Origin of the sequence: Micromonospora sp. NPDC127501 (assembly GCF_040302185.1) — a bacterium.
In the GTDB taxonomy this organism is placed as follows: domain Bacteria; phylum Actinomycetota; class Actinomycetes; order Mycobacteriales; family Micromonosporaceae; genus Micromonospora.
In genome coordinates, this window is the sequence record NZ_JBEORJ010000008.1 from 108,722 (window position 1) to 126,577 (window position 17,856).

14 protein-coding genes are annotated in these 17,856 nt (G+C 68.7%); 6 read left to right on the plus strand and 8 right to left on the minus strand.

Features of this window, described 5'->3' with window-relative positions:
• Positions 1 to 73: 73 nt before the first annotated feature.
• The gene (locus ABTW72_RS19695; protein WP_350860662.1) at positions 74 to 1,120 is read right to left on the minus strand and encodes an aldo/keto reductase; all 1,047 of its coding nucleotides are present in this window, start codon (positions 1,118 to 1,120) and stop codon (positions 74 to 76) included.
• A 71-nt stretch (positions 1,121 to 1,191) separates the two neighbouring features.
• Between ABTW72_RS19695 and ABTW72_RS19700 the strand changes: the two genes are divergently transcribed.
• Positions 1,192 to 1,728 carry a TetR/AcrR family transcriptional regulator gene (locus tag ABTW72_RS19700; RefSeq protein ID WP_350860664.1) on the plus strand — a complete coding sequence of 179 codons (537 nt, stop codon included), beginning with the start codon at positions 1,192 to 1,194 and terminating at the stop codon, positions 1,726 to 1,728.
• A 157-nt stretch (positions 1,729 to 1,885) separates the two neighbouring features.
• Entirely contained in the window at positions 1,886 to 2,251 is a 366-nt protein-coding gene (locus ABTW72_RS19705; protein ID WP_350860666.1) for a VOC family protein, read from the plus strand.
• A 202-nt stretch (positions 2,252 to 2,453) separates the two neighbouring features.
• Here the strand turns inward: ABTW72_RS19705 and ABTW72_RS19710 are convergent, their stop codons facing one another.
• From ABTW72_RS19710 to ABTW72_RS19725, 4 genes are all read right to left on the minus strand, one after another.
• Positions 2,454 to 4,706: a HelD family protein gene (locus ABTW72_RS19710; protein ID WP_350860668.1), complete on the minus strand. Its 2,253-nt coding sequence runs from the start codon at positions 4,704 to 4,706 to the stop codon at positions 2,454 to 2,456.
• Between the two features lie 669 nt (positions 4,707 to 5,375).
• Complete coding sequence (locus tag ABTW72_RS19715) at positions 5,376 to 5,930, minus strand: hypothetical protein (RefSeq protein WP_350860670.1); 555 nt, start codon at positions 5,928 to 5,930, stop codon at positions 5,376 to 5,378.
• 129 nt (positions 5,931 to 6,059) lie between these two features.
• Entirely contained in the window at positions 6,060 to 7,907 is a 1,848-nt protein-coding gene (locus ABTW72_RS19720) for a glycoside hydrolase family 15 protein (protein WP_350860672.1), read from the minus strand.
• 144 nt (positions 7,908 to 8,051) lie between these two features.
• Positions 8,052 to 9,056 carry a LacI family DNA-binding transcriptional regulator gene (locus tag ABTW72_RS19725; RefSeq protein WP_350860674.1) on the minus strand — a complete coding sequence of 335 codons (1,005 nt, stop codon included), beginning with the start codon at positions 9,054 to 9,056 and terminating at the stop codon, positions 8,052 to 8,054.
• Positions 9,057 to 9,195: 139 nt separating this feature from the next.
• Here ABTW72_RS19725 and ABTW72_RS19730 point away from each other — a divergent pair, with 139 nt between their 5' ends.
• Genes ABTW72_RS19730 through ABTW72_RS19745 form a run of 4 tightly spaced genes read left to right on the plus strand, consistent with a single transcriptional unit; the run spans position 9,196 to position 14,724 of the window.
• Positions 9,196 to 10,503 carry an ABC transporter substrate-binding protein gene (locus tag ABTW72_RS19730; RefSeq protein WP_350860676.1) on the plus strand — a complete coding sequence of 436 codons (1,308 nt, stop codon included), beginning with the start codon at positions 9,196 to 9,198 and terminating at the stop codon, positions 10,501 to 10,503.
• The gene (locus tag ABTW72_RS19735; protein ID WP_350860678.1) at positions 10,500 to 11,498 is read left to right on the plus strand and encodes a carbohydrate ABC transporter permease; all 999 of its coding nucleotides are present in this window, start codon (positions 10,500 to 10,502) and stop codon (positions 11,496 to 11,498) included. The genes ABTW72_RS19730 and ABTW72_RS19735 overlap by 4 nt, the downstream gene beginning before the upstream one ends.
• Positions 11,499 to 11,500: 2 nt before the next feature.
• Positions 11,501 to 12,361: a carbohydrate ABC transporter permease gene (locus ABTW72_RS19740; protein WP_181539431.1), complete on the plus strand. Its 861-nt coding sequence runs from the start codon at positions 11,501 to 11,503 to the stop codon at positions 12,359 to 12,361.
• Between the two features lie 38 nt (positions 12,362 to 12,399).
• Complete coding sequence (locus tag ABTW72_RS19745; RefSeq protein ID WP_350860680.1) at positions 12,400 to 14,724, plus strand: beta-xylosidase/alpha-l-arabinosidase; 2,325 nt, start codon at positions 12,400 to 12,402, stop codon at positions 14,722 to 14,724.
• A gap of 135 nt (positions 14,725 to 14,859) precedes the next feature.
• Here ABTW72_RS19745 and ABTW72_RS19750 read toward each other — a convergent pair whose 3' ends face one another.
• The 3 genes from ABTW72_RS19750 to ABTW72_RS19760 form a co-directional block, all read right to left on the minus strand.
• Positions 14,860 to 15,723: an oxygenase MpaB family protein gene (locus ABTW72_RS19750; RefSeq protein ID WP_350860682.1), complete on the minus strand. Its 864-nt coding sequence runs from the start codon at positions 15,721 to 15,723 to the stop codon at positions 14,860 to 14,862.
• Positions 15,720 to 16,376 (minus strand): haloacid dehalogenase-like hydrolase, encoded by a 657-nt coding sequence (locus ABTW72_RS19755; RefSeq protein ID WP_350860684.1) that lies wholly within the window; start codon positions 16,374 to 16,376, stop codon positions 15,720 to 15,722. The genes ABTW72_RS19750 and ABTW72_RS19755 overlap by 4 nt, the downstream gene beginning before the upstream one ends.
• A gap of 169 nt (positions 16,377 to 16,545) precedes the next feature.
• Positions 16,546 to 17,592, minus strand: coding sequence for an SMP-30/gluconolactonase/LRE family protein (locus ABTW72_RS19760; RefSeq protein WP_350860686.1), 1,047 nt, complete (start codon positions 17,590 to 17,592; stop codon positions 16,546 to 16,548).
• Positions 17,593 to 17,856: the final 264 nt, after the last annotated feature.

The window sequence follows — 17,856 nt, forward strand, 5'->3', positions numbered from 1 at the left end:
CGGAGTCGGCCGGCGGCGCCGTAGGGGTCATCACCGCTCAATGATCACTGACGCGCGGCGGACACCGGCAACGCTAGATGACGGGAACGGGGGGAGGATCGAGCAGCGTGCGGTCACCGTCGAAGCCGTGGTTCAGTGCGGCGGTGACGTCCTCGTGCGGGGTTCCTGGCCGGATGGCACTGACCTCGTCCAGGTGTTGGTAGTGCTGGTCGCTGAGTTCGAGTTGGAGAGACTTCAGGTATTCCTCCAGCTGGGTCAGGGTGCGCGGGCCGACGATGGGGATCAGGGCCGTGGGGGCCAGTGCGGCCCGGCGACGCAGCCAGGCCAGGGAGACCTGGACCGCGCCGACGCCGAGCTCCTCGGCAATCGCCAGTACGGCGTCGACGATGGCGGTGCGCCGGGCGCTGCCCTCGATCGCGTTGCCTCGGGCGGTCAGCCGGCCTTGTTCACCCTGCCGATACTTGCCGGTGAGCAGTCCGCCGGCCAGCGGGGAGTAGAGGACCACGCCCAGACCGTGTGCCTGCGCCATCGGCAGTAGCTCCCGCTCGGCGGATCGTTCGGCCAGGCTGTATTCCGTCTGAATGCCGACCAGGGGGGCCAGGCCGCGCAGGTCGGCGCGGACGGCGGCGCCGGCGACCCGCCAGGCCGGGAAGTTGGACAGGGCGCCGTGCAGGATCTTGCCGGAGCGGATCAGGTCGTCGAACCCGGTCAGGATCTCCTCGATCGGCGTGATGCCGTCGGGAAAATGTGGCATGAAGACGTCGACGTAGTCGGTGTTGAGGCGGCGCAGACTCGCTTCGAGGGACCGGACCATGATCTTGCGGCTGTTGCCGGTCGTGCCGGGTCGAGGCTGAGCTTGCCTGGTCCCGCTGTACTTGGTGATGATCACAACGTCGTCCCGCTGAGGCCCGATCAGCCCGCCGAGCACGGTTTCGGCCTGTCCATCCTGGTACAGGTTGGAGGTGTCGAACGTGGTGCCGCCCGCGGTGACGAAGGCCTCGAAGATCTGTCGTGAGGCCTCGGGGCCGGCGCCGGTGTTCGAGGTGCTGAAGTTCGCCGTCCCGAGCGCGTACTGCGACACACGCAGTCCGGTCAGACGGCCGAAGGTCTGGTAGCGCACGGTGGCTCCTGGGGTCGGGTGCGGCGAGGTAGGCTTCCGACAGTAGCAAATAAAGCGAGGGGTCACTCTTTATGCCCAGGGTCAGTCAAGCTCATCTCGACGCTCGCCGCCAGCAGATCGTGGATGCCGCCCGGGCTCGGTTCGCCAGTCACGGCTTCGCCCACACGTCGATGGCCGACATCGTCACCGAGTCCGGGCTCTCCAACGGAGCCATCTACCGGTACTTCACGAGCAAGGACGAGATCGTCATCGCGGTCTGCGAGCAGGGAACCGAAGCGCTGCCGAGGGCGCTCACCGCCGAGGCGGTGGGGGGTTTCCTCGAACACGTCCGGGTCCGGGCCCGGGACACCCATCATGCTCGGCTGGTCGCCCAGATCTACGCCGAAGCTGCGGTGTCACCCCTGCTGGCAGCCGTGGTGCAACGACAACTCGCTGCCATGCGGGCCGCGATCGCCGAGTTGGTGCCCGACTCCCGGCGCCCGCAGGCCGGACAGATCGCCGAAGCGTTCGTGGCCCTCAGCACCAGCTACAGCCTGCAACTGGCGATCCGCGGCGACCTGGACCCCGCACCCTTCACCACCGCGCTGATGGCGATCATCAAGGGCTAGGCGAGCGTGACCCGACCGCCGTTCGTGGACGCTCGACCGGCGTCCCCATGCCGCCGGCATCCTCCGGGACGGGTCGATCGTAAAAAGAGTGAACCCTCATTTTGAATGCTAGGGTGGGTCACTGTCGGCCCACACGATCCCGCCCACTGGAGGACCCATGCCTGTAGCTCACATCGCTGCGATCAACCTGGAATGCCCTGACCCAGCCGACCTGGCCCGCTTCTGGGCCGCGATGCTGGATGGCGAGGTCGCGGTCCAGACCCCGGACTTCTGTGCGGTCAAGGCGGGTCCGCTATACCTCGGCGCCGTTCGCGTTGACGGTTACCGGCAACCGACCTGGCCCTCGGGCGAACGATCACAGCAGATCCACTTCGACCTTGCCGTGGACGACCCCGATGATCTCGACGACGCCGAGGCGCGTGCGATCGAACTCGGAGCAGTCAGAGAAGAACAACAACCCGCGCCGGAACGCTTTCGCGTCCTGCGTGACCCGGCTGGCCATCCCTTCTGCCTACGCGGCTGAGCCGCACAACCTGCCTACGCGGCTGAGCCGCACAACCTGCCTACGCGGCTGAGCCGCACAACCTGGCGGCGCCTCACAACGAACTCAGCAGGCCGCGCTTCAGCGGTTACACCGCTCCCGAGCAGTGAATCGGGAAAGCCCGTTCAGGATCACAGCGTGCCCCTCGGACCGTCGCCAGCGGTACTCCCGGCCTTCACAGACGTCATGGGCGTGGCGACTGCTGCGTGAGTGTCAGCTGTCCGAGTTCCTGGGTACATCGGGTGAGCGCGACGTAGAGGCCGTTCCAACCGCGCGGTTCCGCGGCAATGCCCTGAGGATCGATGAGGAGCGTCGCGTCCCATTCCAGTCCCTTGGACTGGGTTGCGGTGAGCACTGGCACATCACTCAGTACGGTTTGGAGTGTGGCGATGCGCTCCGCGGGGGCGATGACGCCGACCGTGCCGCCGTGCCACCGTTGCCGCAACTGCCGTACCGCTTCGACGGCGGCACCGGCGAGCTCAGCGGGGGTGATCGTGAGCTCCCAGGGTGCGATGCCGGAGGAACGTACCGCTCGTGGCGGAGTGTTGTGGCTGCCAGCCTTCTCCAAGACCGGTTCGGTGAGGTCCATGACCTCGCGCGGGGTCCGGTAGCAGATGGTGAGTTCCGCGGCGGCCCAGCGGTCTCCGAAGGCAGCCCGCACCGCCTGTGCCCAGCTGGTGTGCCGGTGCGCTGCCTCAGCCTGGTCGATGTCGCCGACGGCGGTGATGGAGCGACTGGGACAGCGCCGGAGAACCATCTGCCACTGCATTTCGGAAAGCTCCTGCGCCTCGTCGATCACGACGTGGCCGTACACCCAGCCACGCTGGCGGCGAGCGCGATCGGCGAGGAACTCGCCCTGTGGTTGCGGGGTGTCGACCTCGCCGAGCAGGTCGGCGAGGGCGTCGAGCAGCGGGATGTCGCTTGATGCCCATGGAGTGGGCTCCGCTGCGACGGCCGCGATCTCCTCGGGGGACAGCTGCGGGGCGAACCGGGCCAGCAGGGTGCGGTCGGTCAGGAAATCACCCAGCAGGGTTTCGGGGTCGAGAGTGGGCCACCATGCCTCGATGAACCGGGCGATGGTGGCGTTCTCGGCGATACGACAACGAAGCTGCTCGACTTCCTCCTCGGAGAGCAACCCGTCGATGTCGCTGCCGGTGGACGTCCGGGTGGAGTGGTGGTCATGTTCCATGCCCTTGTCGACGCGGGCGAGGATGTCCTCGAAGCCTTCCTCCATCTCCTCCATCAGCGCCTCGCGCTGCTCGGCGACGACATCGGCCAGGAGGTGGTGCAACTGCTCGGCGAACGCCGCGCGGGCCCGGTGGTACGGGCGCCCCTGCACCGCCGAGGCGAGCGCCTGCGCCACAGTTGCGGCGGGAATGACGTAGAACTCGCCCTCCCAACGCAGCTTCAGCTCGCGCGGTCGGGGGAGCAGCGACGCGACGTAGCTTTCGAGCGTGGGCTGCCAGAGGGCGCGGCCCTTGATTTCGGCCAGAAGCCGGCTCTCGTCGCGGCCTACCTGAACGTCGGCCAGCAGGGTGTCGCAGGTCGCCGAGACGACGGCGGTCTCACCGAGCGCGGGCAGCACCTGGGCGATGTACCGGAGGAACCGCGGCGAGGGGCCCAGGACCAGGACCGCCTGGTCGGCCATCTTTCGGTGGGTGAACAGCAGGTACGCGACGCGGTGCAGGGCAACCACTGTCTTGCCGGTGCCGGGACCGCCCTGGACGATCAGCGGGCCGGTCGCCTCAGCCCGGATGATGTCGTCCTGTTCTCGTTGCAGGGTGGAGATCGCCGTCGACATGCGACCGGTGCGGCGCTGGTCGAGGGCGGCCAGGAGAGCGCCTTCGCCGACGAGGTCCGCGGTTGTGCTCCCGTCCAGGGGCTCGTCGTCCACGCCGAGGACGGCCGATCCCGTCGTGCGGATGTGCCGGCGCCGTGCCTGGCCCTGTGGGTCCACAGCCGTCGCGGTGTAGAAGGGCCGAGCTGCGGGAGCGCGCCAGTCCACCAGCAGTGGCTCAGCGCCCTCGCCGTCGTTGCGGAGACCGACACGGCCCACGTGGCGCACGGTGCCGTCAAGGCCGTCGAGGCGGCCGAAGACCAGACCGTCCTCTGCTCGCCGTAGCTCGTCGTACTGCTGGCGGAGCATGCGCTGCCGGGCCCGCTCCAACGCGTCCAGGGGCTCTGACGAAAGCTCGACCTCTAGGTGATCGGCCAGTTTGTCGCGCCGGGCCGTGGCCAAATCCAGAAACGCCTGCTCCTCGGCGACCGCGGATCGACGCGCGGCATCCTCTGAAGTGGAGGCCGGTAGTTGGGCGTCAGGTGCTCCTTCGTCGACGCCAGCGGTGCCGTTGCCCAGGGCAGACTTCTGGTGCATTCGCAAATCCTTGTATCGGGGTAACTCTCGGCCCGGACGAGCCGCAGCGCATTCGGCGGCCAAGCATAGGGTTGGTTTCCCTCACCCGCCAGGAAATCAGCCGGCAGAGATCGGCATCTCAATGCCTTGCGGTTCCGGGGTTGCTTGTGGCCTCACCAATCCCGATTTTCTTATTGACAGTCCAGTCTTCATCTGTTCTGTGGGTTTGTTCCGAGCAGTGTGGTGCTCTTCGGCCTCGGCGCGCCGGCACGAGGGCCCTTGCCGCTGACCTGGCTTGCAGACGAGCTGCATCGCCACCGGCTCGAATCCGGCGACCTCGCGCCGGGATCATCGGAGGCATCAACCTCGACGACGACACCACCGACACTGGTATTCCCCTGGGCGTCGTCGTCCGACCGGGAAGTCCATGGCGACGGGCGCTCTGGTCGCAGCATCCCACCGAGGGACAGGCATCGGATCGGAGTTACCGCCAAGCCACCGCTGGTTCCCACAGCGCAGTTGGCCCTACCCGTTCTCGCCGACGAATCTGTGGCCCACCGACCGGTCCTGGTTCGTCTGGACGGACTACGACCTACTCGGCACCAAGGTCAGCGGGTCCGCGCGACTGGTCGAGGCGGTCAAGAGCCGGTGGAGTGGCCGGCTCAACCGCGCTGAGGCGACCTGCGGCAGACGTTGGCCAAGGTCGCGCGGCGCGAGGACGATCACCGGGTCGGCGAGGGCCGCCCGCGCGGGTCAGCTCAACGTGAAGGACACGTCGTCGACGTCGAAGGCGGTGGCGCCGTTGCCGGCCGCCTCGCTGGCGAGGAAGCTGACCGTCGCGGTGCGTTCGGTGGTGGCGGTTCCGCTCGACATGACGTACTGCCGCCACTCCGCCCCGCCGTCGAACGCCAGCGAGAACCTCGTCTTCGGGGGTATCCCGGTGACCGCCAGTCCGACGTTCAGGTAGTCGCCGCGGCTGGTCTCCGTGGTGGTGGTCCGCACCCAGAAACGGACCGTCAGGTCGCAGTTGGCCGGAACGGTGACGGTGGTGCGCAGCAGGTCGCTACGTGTCACGTCCAGCCCGGCGAAGGTGGCGTACGCGCGGCCGGTGTGTGCGGGCCGGGTCGCGTCGCCGAGCACGACGATGCGGGGGCCGGCCGTCCAGCCGGTGGTGCCGCGCTCGAAGCCCGGGTTCGGGTGGATCTGCCCGGCGCAGGGCGGGTCGGCTGCTGGTTGGCCGTGGGATGCGCCGCCCGTGGCCAGGAGCAGCAGGGCCGCAACCGAGACGGTGGTGACGAGTGCCTTCATCGGTTCTCCCCGCGTCAATACATTCGAGACGGTCGATGGATATCGACGATGCGCGATGCGACGTGGGCGCGTCAAGCCCTTCCCGCCGTCGGCTCCCCGTGGGCGGCGGCCGGCCGCAACATGCCGGCGCTACCGCCTGCGGCGGGCGTCGGCCTCGGTGTCGAGCAGGTCGTTGAGCGTCAGCGCTGAGTTGATCAATGAGAGGTGGCTGAACGCCTGGGGATAGTTGCCGATCTGCTCCCCGGTCGAGGCGATCTCCTCGGCGTAGAGGCCGAGGTGGTTGCTGAAGGTGAACATCTTCTCGAACGTGAGTCGGGCGTCGTCGAGGCGGCCGGAACGGGCCAGCGCCTCGACGTACCAGAAGGTGCACATGTTGAAGGTGCCCTCGTGGCCCGGGAGGCCGTCGGGGGAGTGGACCGGGTCGTAGCGGTGGACCAGGCTGTCGGAGACCAGCTCACGTTCGATCGCCTGCAAGGTGGACTGCCACAGCGGGTCGCTCGGCGTGACGAAACCGACCGACGGCATGGCGAGCAGCGCCGCGTCCAGCACGTTCTCGTCGTACGCCTGCACGAAGGTGCCGCGGCCCCGGTCGTACCCGCGCTCCATGACCTGGTTGTAGATGCGGTTGCGCTGCTCGGTCCAGCAGGTCATGTCCCCGGGGCGGCCGGTGCGGGTGGCCAGCCGGATGGCCCGGTCCAGCGCGACCCAGGACATCACCCGACCGAAGGTGTAGTTGCGGGGGTGGTGGCGGCTCTCCCAGATGCCGGCGTCGGGTTGGTCCCAGTTGTGGCAGAGCCAGTCGACCAGCCGGACGGTGCTCTTCCACACCTGGTGCGAGACGCGGATGCCCTGCTCGTCGGCGAGGTGCATGGCGTAGAGGGCCTCGCCGTGGATGTCGAGCTGGAGCTGGTCGGCGGCGCCGTTGCCGATCCGCACCGGCCGGGAGCCTCGGTAGCCCTCCAGATGGTCCAGCACCTCCTCGTGCAGGTCGGAGGAGCCGTCCACCCGGTACATGATCTTCAGCGGGTCCTGGTGGTCGCCGGCCTCGCGGATCCGCTCGTCCAACCAGTTCATGTACCGGCTGACCTCCTCGGTGAAGCCGAGGCCGAGCAGCGCGTGCACCGAGAACGACGTGTCGCGTACCCAGGTGTAGCGGTAGTCCCAGTTGCGGGTTCCGCCGACCAGTTCGGGCAGCGCGGTGGTGGGTGCGGCGATCATCGCGCCGGTCGGCGCGTACGTCATGAGTTTGAGCGTGATGGCCGAGCGCTCGACCATCTCCCGCCAGCGCCCGGTGTAGCGGGAACGCTCGAGCCAGCGCCGCCAGTAGTCCCGGGTCCACTCGAACATGCCCTGGATCTCTTCCGGCGAGAAGATGCGCGGTTCGGCGCCGCCCGTCTCCAGGACCACCCCGCCGGTGTCGCCCTCGTTCAGCGTGCCGTACGCGACCAGGTCGCCGCCCTCAAGGTGGACGTCACCCTGTTCGGAGATCAACCGCCGCACGGGGTCGACCGGGTTGAACGTCAGCGCCGCCGACCGGCTGCGGAAGACGTAACCGTTGTGGTGGCGCTCAAGCTGATGCTCTTCGCGGGCGTAGTCGAACCGCGGCCGGCACTCCACCCGGAAACGCATGCTGCCTCGGACCATGGTGACGGTCCGGACCAGCCGATGCGCGTCGGTGGCCCGCTCGCCGGTGACCGGCATGAAGTCCATCACCTCTGCCACCCCGTCGGCGCTGATGAACCGGGTGATCAGGATGGGTGTGCCGGGCAGGTAGAGCTGCTTGGTCACGTACCGTACGTCGTGCGGCGCGATCTGGAAGTAGCCGCCCTTCTCCTTGTCGAGCAGGGCGGCGAAGATGCTCGGCGAGTCGAACCGCGGCGCGCAGAACCAGTCGACCGTCCCGTCGCACGTCACCAGCGCGGCGGTCTGCAGGTCGCCGATGAGCCCGTGATCCTCGATCGCCGGATAGCTGTCCACGTCTCTCCCCGGTTCGGCTGCGTCCTGCGCACCGAACCTAGGGGAGGAATTGTCGACTTAGGTGAGATTCACGTTCCGCCACCCTGTCGCGTGCCCCCATGTGCCACGGTGACGGCCAAGGTCCTGCGCTGCCCGCCCCGGGCGTCAGTGCAGCGGGCGGCAGGAGGAACGGATGACCAGTTCGGTGGGGAGCCGGATGTGGGTGTCGCGTTCGACGCCGGCGATCAGGTCGACCAGCAGGCGCAACGCCTCGGCGCCCATCCGTTGCAGCGGCTGCATGATGGTCGTCAACGGTGGGTTGACCAGCGCCGACTCCGGTACGTTGTCGAAGCCGATCACCGACAGGTCGTCGGGCACCGACAGGCCCATGTCGCGGGCCACGGTCATCGTGGAGATCGCGGAGAGGTCGTTACCCGCGAAGATCGCGCTCGGTCGGTCGGCGAGGGCGAGAAGCTCCGCTGCCGTGCCGGCGGCGCTCTCGATCCGGAACCCGCCGACGCGGACGAGCCGCTCGTCCACCGGCACGCCGGCGTCGGCCATCGCACTGCGGAAGCCGGCCTCGCGCAGCTGAGCGGACTTCAGGTCCGTGCGTCCACTGATGTGCCCGATCCGCGTGTGGCCGAGGGACAGCAGGTAGTTGGTTGCCAGCACGGCGCCGGCGAAGTTGTCCGAATCGACGGTGGGCAGGTCGGACGGCCCGGTGTGTGGGTCGACGGCCACGACGTGGAAGCTGTGTTCGGTCTCGACCACGGTCGGCGTGACGATCACGGCGCCGTCGATGAGTGTGCCGGAGAGCCGGGCCAGCGAGCGACGCTCCCACCCCACGGCGGCGCCCTCGCCGTCCCCGCTGGAGTAGGCCAGCAGCTGGTATCCGCTCCCGGCGACCTCCTGCGACGCCCCCTTGAGCAGCTCGGTCGAGAACGGCTCGAACTCGGCGACCAGGATGCCGAGCACGTTGGTGCGGTGGCTGCGCAGGCTCTGCGCCCCCAGGCTCGCCTCGTAGCCGAGCTCGTGGATGACCTGCTGGACGCGCTCCACGGTTGCCTGGGCAACGCCGTAGCGGCCGTTGACGACCTTCGACACGGTCGCGACCGAGACGCCGGCAGTACGTGCCACATCCGACATCTTGACGCGCTGCTGAAACACCACGTCGATGATGATAGGGCCCCGTCGTCGGCGCGTCGCCACCGACTCGAAAACGTTATCGATACCGATTGACATCAAGTTACATGACTGTAAAACTTCGCCGCAGGCCGAGTACCGCGACTGACTAGTCGAGGAGACATCGATGGCAACGAAGCGGCGTGCGAGTGCCGTTCTGGCACTGTTAATGACAAGTGTTGTCGTCCTCGCCGGGTGTTCCGGCGGCGGCGAAGAGGCGGCCCCTCAGAGCGAGCTGTACAAGGACCCGGTGACCCTGACCTGGTGGCACAACGCCTCACAGGACGGGCCCGGCAAGACCTACTGGGAGAAGGTCGCCAAGGACTTCTCCGCACTCCACCCCACCGTCAAGATCGAGATCGAGGCGATCGAGACGAACCAACTCCAGCGCACCCGGCTCCCTGCCGCGCTGCTGAGCAGCGACCCGCCGGACATCTTCCAGGCCTGGGGCGGCGGCGAGATGACCGAGCAGGTGGAGGCCGACTACCTCAAGGAGATCACCGACCAGACCAAGACCGAGGTCGGCGACATCGGCAGCGCCGCGGAGATCTGGCAGGTCAAGGGCAAGCAGTACGGCCTGCCGTTCCGGATGGGCATCGAGGGCATCTGGTACAACAAGGAAATGTTCGCCAAGGCGGGCATCGCGGCTCCGCCGACCACCTTCGAGGAGCTCAACGCCGCGGTCACCAAGCTCAAGGCGATCAACGTCGTTCCGATCGCCGTGGGTGCCGGTGACAAGTGGCCGGCCGCGCACTGGTGGTACAACATGGCGCTGCGCGCCTGCTCGGTCGACGCCCTCAAGAAGGCCGCCGCGGAGAAGAACTTCGACGATCCGTGCTTCGTGAAGGCCGGCCAGGACCTGAAGACGTTCATCGACACCAAGCCGTTCCAGCCCAACTTCATCGCGACGCCGGGCCAGAACGACCCGACCAGCGCCAACGGCATGCTCGCCAACGGCAAGGCCGCGATGGAGCTCATGGGTGACTGGAACCGCGGCACGCTGGACACCGTCACCACGGACAAGGCGAAGCTCGCGTCGTTCCTCGGCTGGTTCCCGGTGCCGGCGATCTCCGGTTCCCCGGGTGACCCGAAGGCGGCTCTCGGTGGTGGCGACGGGTTCTCCTGCGCCAAGAACGCCCCGGCCGAGTGCGTCGAGTTCCTCAAGTACCTCGTGAGCCCCGAGGTGCAGAAGGGCTACGCCGAGACCGGCACCGGCCTGCCTGTCGCCAAGGGCGCGGCGGACGCCGTGAAGGACCCCGCGCTGAAGTCCATCTTGGAGGCCACCTCCGGGGCGAGCTACGTCCAGCTCTGGCTGGACACGGCTTACGGCAGCACCGTCGGCAACGCGATGAACGACGCGATCGTCGCCATCTTCGCCGGCAACGGGACGCCTGAGAAGGTCGTCTCGGCAATGAAGGCGGCCGCAAGCAAGTGACCTCCGCCAACCAGCTTCGTATGCCCGCCGGCGGCGCTTCCGCGTCGCCGGCGGGCCCCCACAGGGCCGGGCGCGACTCCGCCCGCCGAGCCGACAACCGCCGTAAGTGGTACGAGATCATCGGGCTCACCACGCCGGCCGTTCTGATCTACGTGATGTTCGTGCTGGTGCCGATGGGCTTCGCGGTCTACTACAGCCTGTTCCGGTGGCGAGGGGTCGGGCCTCCCACCGAGTTCGTCGGTCTGCGCAACTACACCCTCGCCTTCCAGGATCCGATCTTCCTGGACGCCCTGCGCAACAACGCGATCATCGTGTTCGGGTCGCTGCTGATCCAGGGCCCGATCGCCCTGGGCGTCGCCCTGCTGCTCAACCGTCGGTTCCGTGGGCGGGCCGTGTTCCGCCTGCTGGTGTTCGTGCCGTACGTGCTGGCCGAGGTCACCGTCGGCATCATGTGGAAGCTGCTGCTGACCGGCAACGGCACCATCGACGCGCTGCTGCGGTCGCTGGGAATGGGCGGCCTGGTGCAAGCCTGGCTGGCGGACCTGGATGTGGTCATCTGGACCCTGCTGGCCATCCTCACCTGGAAATACGTCGGCTTCGCCATCATCCTTCTCCTCGCCGGGCTGTCCAATGTGCCCGATGAGCTGACCGAGGCGGCGGCCATCGACGGCGCGAGCTGGTGGCAGATCCAACGGCACGTCACGATCCCGCTGCTCGGCCCGACGATCCGGATCTGGATGTTCCTGTCCATGATCGGCTCGCTGCAGATCTTCGACATGATCTGGGTGACCTCGGTGCCCGCGGTGCGGTCCCTCGGCGCATCGGCCACCATGGCGACATACATGGTGGACAACGGGTTCTTCGCCCGGCTGTGGGGCTACGGCAACGCTGTGGCGGTAATCCTGTTCGTCATCTCCTTCGTGGCGGCGCTGCTGTTCCAGCGGTTCCTGCTTCGCCGCGACATCGAGGGCGCCATCACCGGAAGGGCGAAGTGACGATGGCCGTGAACTCGGTTCTCCCCCCGTCCACCGGACGCCGTCAGGTCTCCTGGGGCACGCCGCTCACCTACGCGCTCGCCCTCGCGATCGCCGCGGTGTCGATCGCCCCGGTCATCTACGTGGTCATCGGCGGTTTCCGCACCACCCCGCAGATCGTCGCGGACCCGGCCGGCCTGCCCGACCCGTTCGTCTGGGACAACTACGCCAGGGTGCTGACCCAGAGCAACTTCTGGCAACAGGCGTTCAACAGTGCGGTCATCGCCCTCGGCACCACGCTGGCCGTGGTCGTGCTCGGACTGGCCGCCGCGTTCGTGCTAGCCCGCTACAGCTTCCGTGGGCGGGAAGGGCTCTACACCTTCTTCACCCTCGGTCTGCTGTTTCCGGCCGGGGCGGCGATCCTGCCGCTCTACCTCATGCTGCGTGACCTGAACCTGATCAACTCCTACTACGCGGTGATCCTGCCGCAGGTCGCCTTCTCACTGCCGCTGACGATCGTGATCCTGCGTCCCTTCCTCTCGGCCATCCCGAGAGAGTTGGAGGACGCCGCCGCCATCGATGGTGCGAGTCGGCTCGGCTTCCTCTGGCGCGTCGCGATGCCGCTGTCGCGGCCCGCGCTCGTCACCGTTGGCGTCCTGGCGTTCGTGGCGAGCTGGAACTCGTTCCTGCTGCCGCTGCTCGTCCTCAGCGACGTCAACCTGCACACCCTGCCGCTGGGCGTGCAGAACTTCTCCAGCCAGTACACCACCGACACGGCAGGCGTACTCGCCTTCACCTCGCTGGCGATGCTGCCGGCACTGCTCTTCTTCACGCTCGCGGAGAAGCAGATCGTCGGTGGCCTGCAGGGCGCGGTCAAGGGCTGAGCGGCAGCGGTACGAGCACAACCACAGGAAGGCACAGCATGACTGAGGTCCACGCGGTGGTGGGCGGGCCGGCGCCGGCTCAGGCAGGTCCGGAGCACGGACGGCCGGACGGGCATGACGGCGAGGCCCGCGTACGCGATCTCCTCGGCCGGATGACGATCGAGGAGAAGATCGCCCAGCTCGTCGGCTTCTGGGAGAAGGAGGACGGCGAGGCGGTCGCACCGTTGCAGGGGGAGTTCGGCGACGCCTTCAAGCTCGAAGAATTCTCCCGGCACGGGCTCGGTCACCTCACCCGCGCCTACGGCACCCGCCCGTTGGACGCGGCGCAACGCGCGTCCTGGTTGTGGAAGTTCCAGCGGGACCTGGTCACCGGCACCCGGCTCGGCATCCCGGCGATCGTCCACGAGGAGTGCCTCACCGGGCTGTCCGCGTGGAAGGCGGCCACGTTCCCCACCCCGCTGGCCTGGGGTGCCGCGTTCGACCCTGAACTGGTCACCGAGATGGCCGCGGCGATCGGCGCCTCGATGCGGGCCCTGGGCGTGCACCAGGGGCTCTCTCCGGTGCTCGACGTGATCCGTGACCCCCGCTGGGGTCGGGTGGACGAGTGCATCGCCGAAGACCCGTACCTGGTCGGCACCATCGGCACGTCGTACGTGCGCGGTCTGCAGTCGCAGGGGGTGCACGCCACCCTCAAGCACTTCGCCGGCTACTCCGCCTCGCGCGCCGGGCGCAACTTCGCCCCGGTGCACATCGGCCGCCGGGAACTGGCCGACGTGCTGCTCCTCCCGTTCGAGATGGCGATCATCGACGGCGACGCCCGCAGTGTCATGCACTCGTACACCGAGATCGACGGGGTGCCGGTCGCCGCCGACCCGACGATGCTGACCGGCATCCTGCGGGACCAGTGGGGCTTCGACGGCACGGTGGTGGCCGACTACTACGGGGTCGCGTTCCTGAACCTGCTGCACCATGTGGCGAGCGATCACGCGGACGCGGCCGTGCAGGCGTTGACCGCCGGTCTCGACGTCGAACTGCCGACCGGCGACGCCTATCTGACCCTGGGGGAGTCGGTGCGCTCGGGCAAGCTCGACGAGGCGCTGATCGACCGGGCGGTGCTGCGGGTGCTGCGTCAGAAGCAGGACCTGGGTCTGCTCGACGCGACCTTCAGCGACGAGCCGCCCCAGACGATCGACCTCGACTCGCCCGAGCACCGGTCGATCGCCCGCCGGCTCGCCGAGGAATCGATCGTGCTGGTCGCCAACCGGGATGCGCTGCCGTTGCCCGCCGGACGACGGGTGGCCCTCATCGGCCCGAACGCCGACCGGCAGAGTGCGCTCTTCGGGTGCTACTCATTCCTCAACCACGTCCTCGTCCAGCACCCCGGCGCGGAGACCGGCATCGAGGTTCCGACAGTGCTCGACGCCGTGCGGGCCGAGTTCGGCGGCGATCTCGTCACCTGGGCACGCGGCTGCGACGTGGACGACGACGACCGATCCGGCTTCGACGAGGCCGTCGCCACGGCCTCCGGCGCGGACGTGGCCGTCCTGGTCGTCGGCGACCACGCCGGCCTCTTCGGACGCGGCACGGTCGGCGAAGGCTGCGACCGGGACGACCTGGAGTTGCCCGGCGTCCAGCGCGAGCTGGTCGAGGCGGTGTTGGCTACCGGCACACCGGTAGTCCTCGTGCTGCTCACCGGCCGGCCGTACGCGGTCGGCTGGGCGCTCTCGCGCTGCGCGGCGGTGGTGCAGGCGTTCTTCCCGGGCGAGGAGGGCGCCGGGGCGATCGCGGGGGTGCTCTCCGGGCGGGTCAACCCGTCGGGCCGGCTGCCGGTCAGCCTGCCCCGGTCGGCCGGCGCGCAGCCGTACTCCTACCTGCACCCCACCCTCGGTGCGGGCAACGAGGTGACCAACCTGCCGGCGACGCCGGTGGCACCGTTCGGCCACGGCCTGTCCTACACGACGTTCACGTACAGCGAACTCACCGTGCCCGGCACGGCACCCACCAGCGGGGCGGTAGGGGTGACCGTGCGGGTGACGAACACCGGCGCGGTCGCCGGCGACGACGTGGTCCAGCTCTACGGTCGCGACGTGGTCGCCTCGGTGACCCGGCCGGTGGCGCAGCTGCTCGGCTACCGGCGAGTCCATCTGGAACCGGGCCAGTCCGTCACGGTCGAGCTGACGGTGCCCACCACCCGTCTGGCCTTCTCCGACCGCACGTTCACCCGCGTCGTGGAGCCCGGCGACGTCGAGCTGTGGGTCGGCACCAGCGCGCGGCGGGACGCCCAGGCGGTGACCACGCTGGTCGGTGACACAGTCCCGGTCACCATCACCTCCCCACGCTGGACCACCACCGACGTGCACTGAGAGCCGGTCCATCGGCTGTCCCCAGCGGACAGTCGGCGGACCGGCCCCACTCCCGCGCCGGTTCTCCGCGATGATCTCGCACGGGCAGCGCAGGGCCGGCGCCTCCGAGCCGGCGACGCCAGCACTACCGACGTGCTACTCCCGCATCCCGTCCTGGTGGGGGCCGAGCTGGCTGATCTCGTACCCGTCGGGGTAGCTCCTGGCCTTGATCCCATCGGCGAACAACGCGGTCGTCCGTGGTGCCCCGAACCACCGCTGCAACCGTGAGCGCGTCCGCAAGGACAGGTGCAACCCCGCCCGGACCGGCCAGGCTGGCGTGTCGACCCGCGTGGCGCGCCGCAGCGGCGCGCCATACAGGGCGCTGACCAGTGCGTTTCCCAGTGGAGCGAGCATCCGGGGGATCCGGGTGAGCATCAGCATGCGGGTGGCGCGTTCGATGGCCGCCGCGTCGTCGTTGGGTTGCAGGTGAGCTGCGTCGTACGCGTCGAACCAGGTCTCGAACTCGTCGTAGGAACCGGGGATGTCGGTGATGCCCATTCGTCGGCCGAGTTCCCGGTAGAACAGGTACGTGGCGTGACGTTCGTGGCAGCAGGGTGGGCGCCAGCCGTACTCCTGCAACCACCGGGTGGGGATCACGACCAGGCAGCCGAGGACGTAGCGGAAGTCGTCGTTGCTGATGTCGTACGGGCGGTGGATCTGGTTGACGCGCCGCAGCGCCTCGCGGCCCCGAGGCTGGTCGAGGCCGTTGTTGAGCACCATCTCGTACATCAGCAGACCGGTGTCGTCGATCCGCTTCTGGGTGCGTTCGGTCAGCTCGCCTGTGGCGGTGTGCACGGTGGCGATGGCGGGGATGGAGAACGAACGGTTGAAGGCCAGGTTGAGCCCGAGCTTCATGTCCCACGGAAACTCGTAGCGCAGCATGGTCTGGTAGATGACCAGGTAGTCGCGTTCCGGGTCGAGAGCACGGGTGCGGGTCAGGTTGTCGTAGCGGCCTCTCATCGGCAGACCTCCGGGCCCTGGCCACCCAACCAGGTGACGGTGGTCAGCCGGGCGCCGAGCAACCGGCGAGCCCGGGCGACCTGACGCGGGTTCGCGTTCACCAGCACGGGCTGCTCGGCGGCGCCGAGGATGGGCAGATCCGTCAGCGAGTCGCTGTAGGCCACCCGCCACGGTGGCGTCACCCCCTGGTCGGCGAGCTGCGCCATCTTGGTCGCCCCGTGGTTGTGCACGATCAGCCTCGGCCCGCGAATGCGCGAGGCCACGAGCTCGACCCCGGCGAGGCCGATCGCGTCGAGCACCGCGCGCGCCAGGGTGTGCTCGCACGCGGTCACCACGATGACCCGGTCGCCGGCGGCGAGATGGGTACGGATCATCCGTAGGCCGGGCGCGATGATCCGCCCTGGCTCCGCACCGAGGTCCGCGCCGAAGCGTTCCAACTCCGCCCGCAACGCGTCGGCGTTCCGGCCCAACAGGCCGATTCGGCTCACCCACCGTGCCGCCCACGGACGGAAGGCGGGAACGGTGGCGATGGACGCGAGCAGGATGAGCGCGGCGACGGCGAGCGGGAGGCGAGCACCCGCGAAGGCAGTGCGTCGCAGGAACAGCCCGAACGCGTCCCCGCGGAGCAGTACACCGTCGAAATCGAAGATCACGGTATCTGCGGTCGACGCCCTCACTGGTCTACCGACCCTGGTGCCACGGGCGGTTCGCCATGAGCCGAGTGTACGGGTGGCCGGGTGGGTCGGGTGGGCTGCCGCGACCGCCGGCTAGCGCGCCGCCCCGTCGAGCTACGACGGAGGCGGCGCGCCATCCCGCCGTCGGTCAGTACGGATATCCGGGCACGTTGAGTCGCACGCTGTACAGCCCGGAGTCGCCCCACCGGCCCGACGTGACGAAGAGGGTCTGCCGGTCGGGGCCGCCGAACGCCACGTTGGTCGTGCCGGAGGCGCCGGACCGGATCGTGCCGAGCTGGGTGCCCGTGGGGGAGTAGACGTGGACCAGGGAGTCCCCGCCCGAGGTCCAGTACACGTTGCCGGCGCAGTCGATCGTGCCGCCGTCCGGGCCGCCGATGTAGTTCACGAAGACGCTGCGGGCGCCGATGCTGCCGTCGGGCTGGACCGCGTACTTGTAGATCTTGTTCTCGGAGTAGGCGCCCACGTACAGCGCGGTCCCGTCCGGCGAGAGCGAGATGCCGTTGGGTTGGCGCAACCGGTCGTCGACCAGCGACACCTGCCCGTTGGAGACGCGGAAGACGCTGGTACGTCCGCTCATCTGGTCGGGGCGGTTGCCGCGCTGGAAGTTGGGGTCGGTGAAGTAGACGACGCCGTCGGAACGGACCGCGACGTCGTTCGGCGAGTTGAACGCCCGGCCCTGGTAGTTCGGCGCGACGGTGCTGCGGGCCCGGCCGCTCAACCGGTACGCGGACACGCTCCGCTGGTCGTGGGTGGCCGCGACGAGCTGCTGGCCGTCGGCGCTGAGTGCCAGGCCGTTGCTGCCGGCGTCGGCGATGAACGTGTCGAAGCTCGCCGGCGGGGTGAACCGGCGGATCGTCGACGGCTGAACGTTGTACGGCCCGGTGCCGGCGGTCATGTCGGACATCAGCAGGTAGCCGCCGTCGGCGACCCAGACCGGCCCTTCGAGGAACGTGAATCCGCCCTGGATTCGCGGGGCCGTCACGGTGCTGGCCGGCAGCGGTGGACCGTAACTGGCCCCCGTCGGACAGGCGCCGGGCGGTGCGCCGGGCGGACCGGCGAGCGCGGCGTGAGCGCTGACCTGCGCAGCGCTGGCGGCAGCACCGGCGGGCAACGGGGTGGCGCTGACCGCGAGGCACAGGCCGGCCAGTGCGGCGATGGTTGGACGCCAGGTCATCGAATACTCCAATCGGCGTCGAGGGTTGCGATGGCCGGCGTGCGAGGTCGGTGGCTGGCACGGCGTGAGGGCGGGCCGTCGATGTGGATATTCGGGAGCCTAGGTTATGAACTGGCAACCCGCAGCAATCTTTCGGCGTTGATTCCGAGACAGATCCGGGATCGCACACAAAGACGCTGGTCAATGGCAAAGAACCTCCGAAAATCCTTCCGGTACGACCACAGTGGACGGATCAGTGGTGACCCGAGTCGTCGGCCGGAGGCA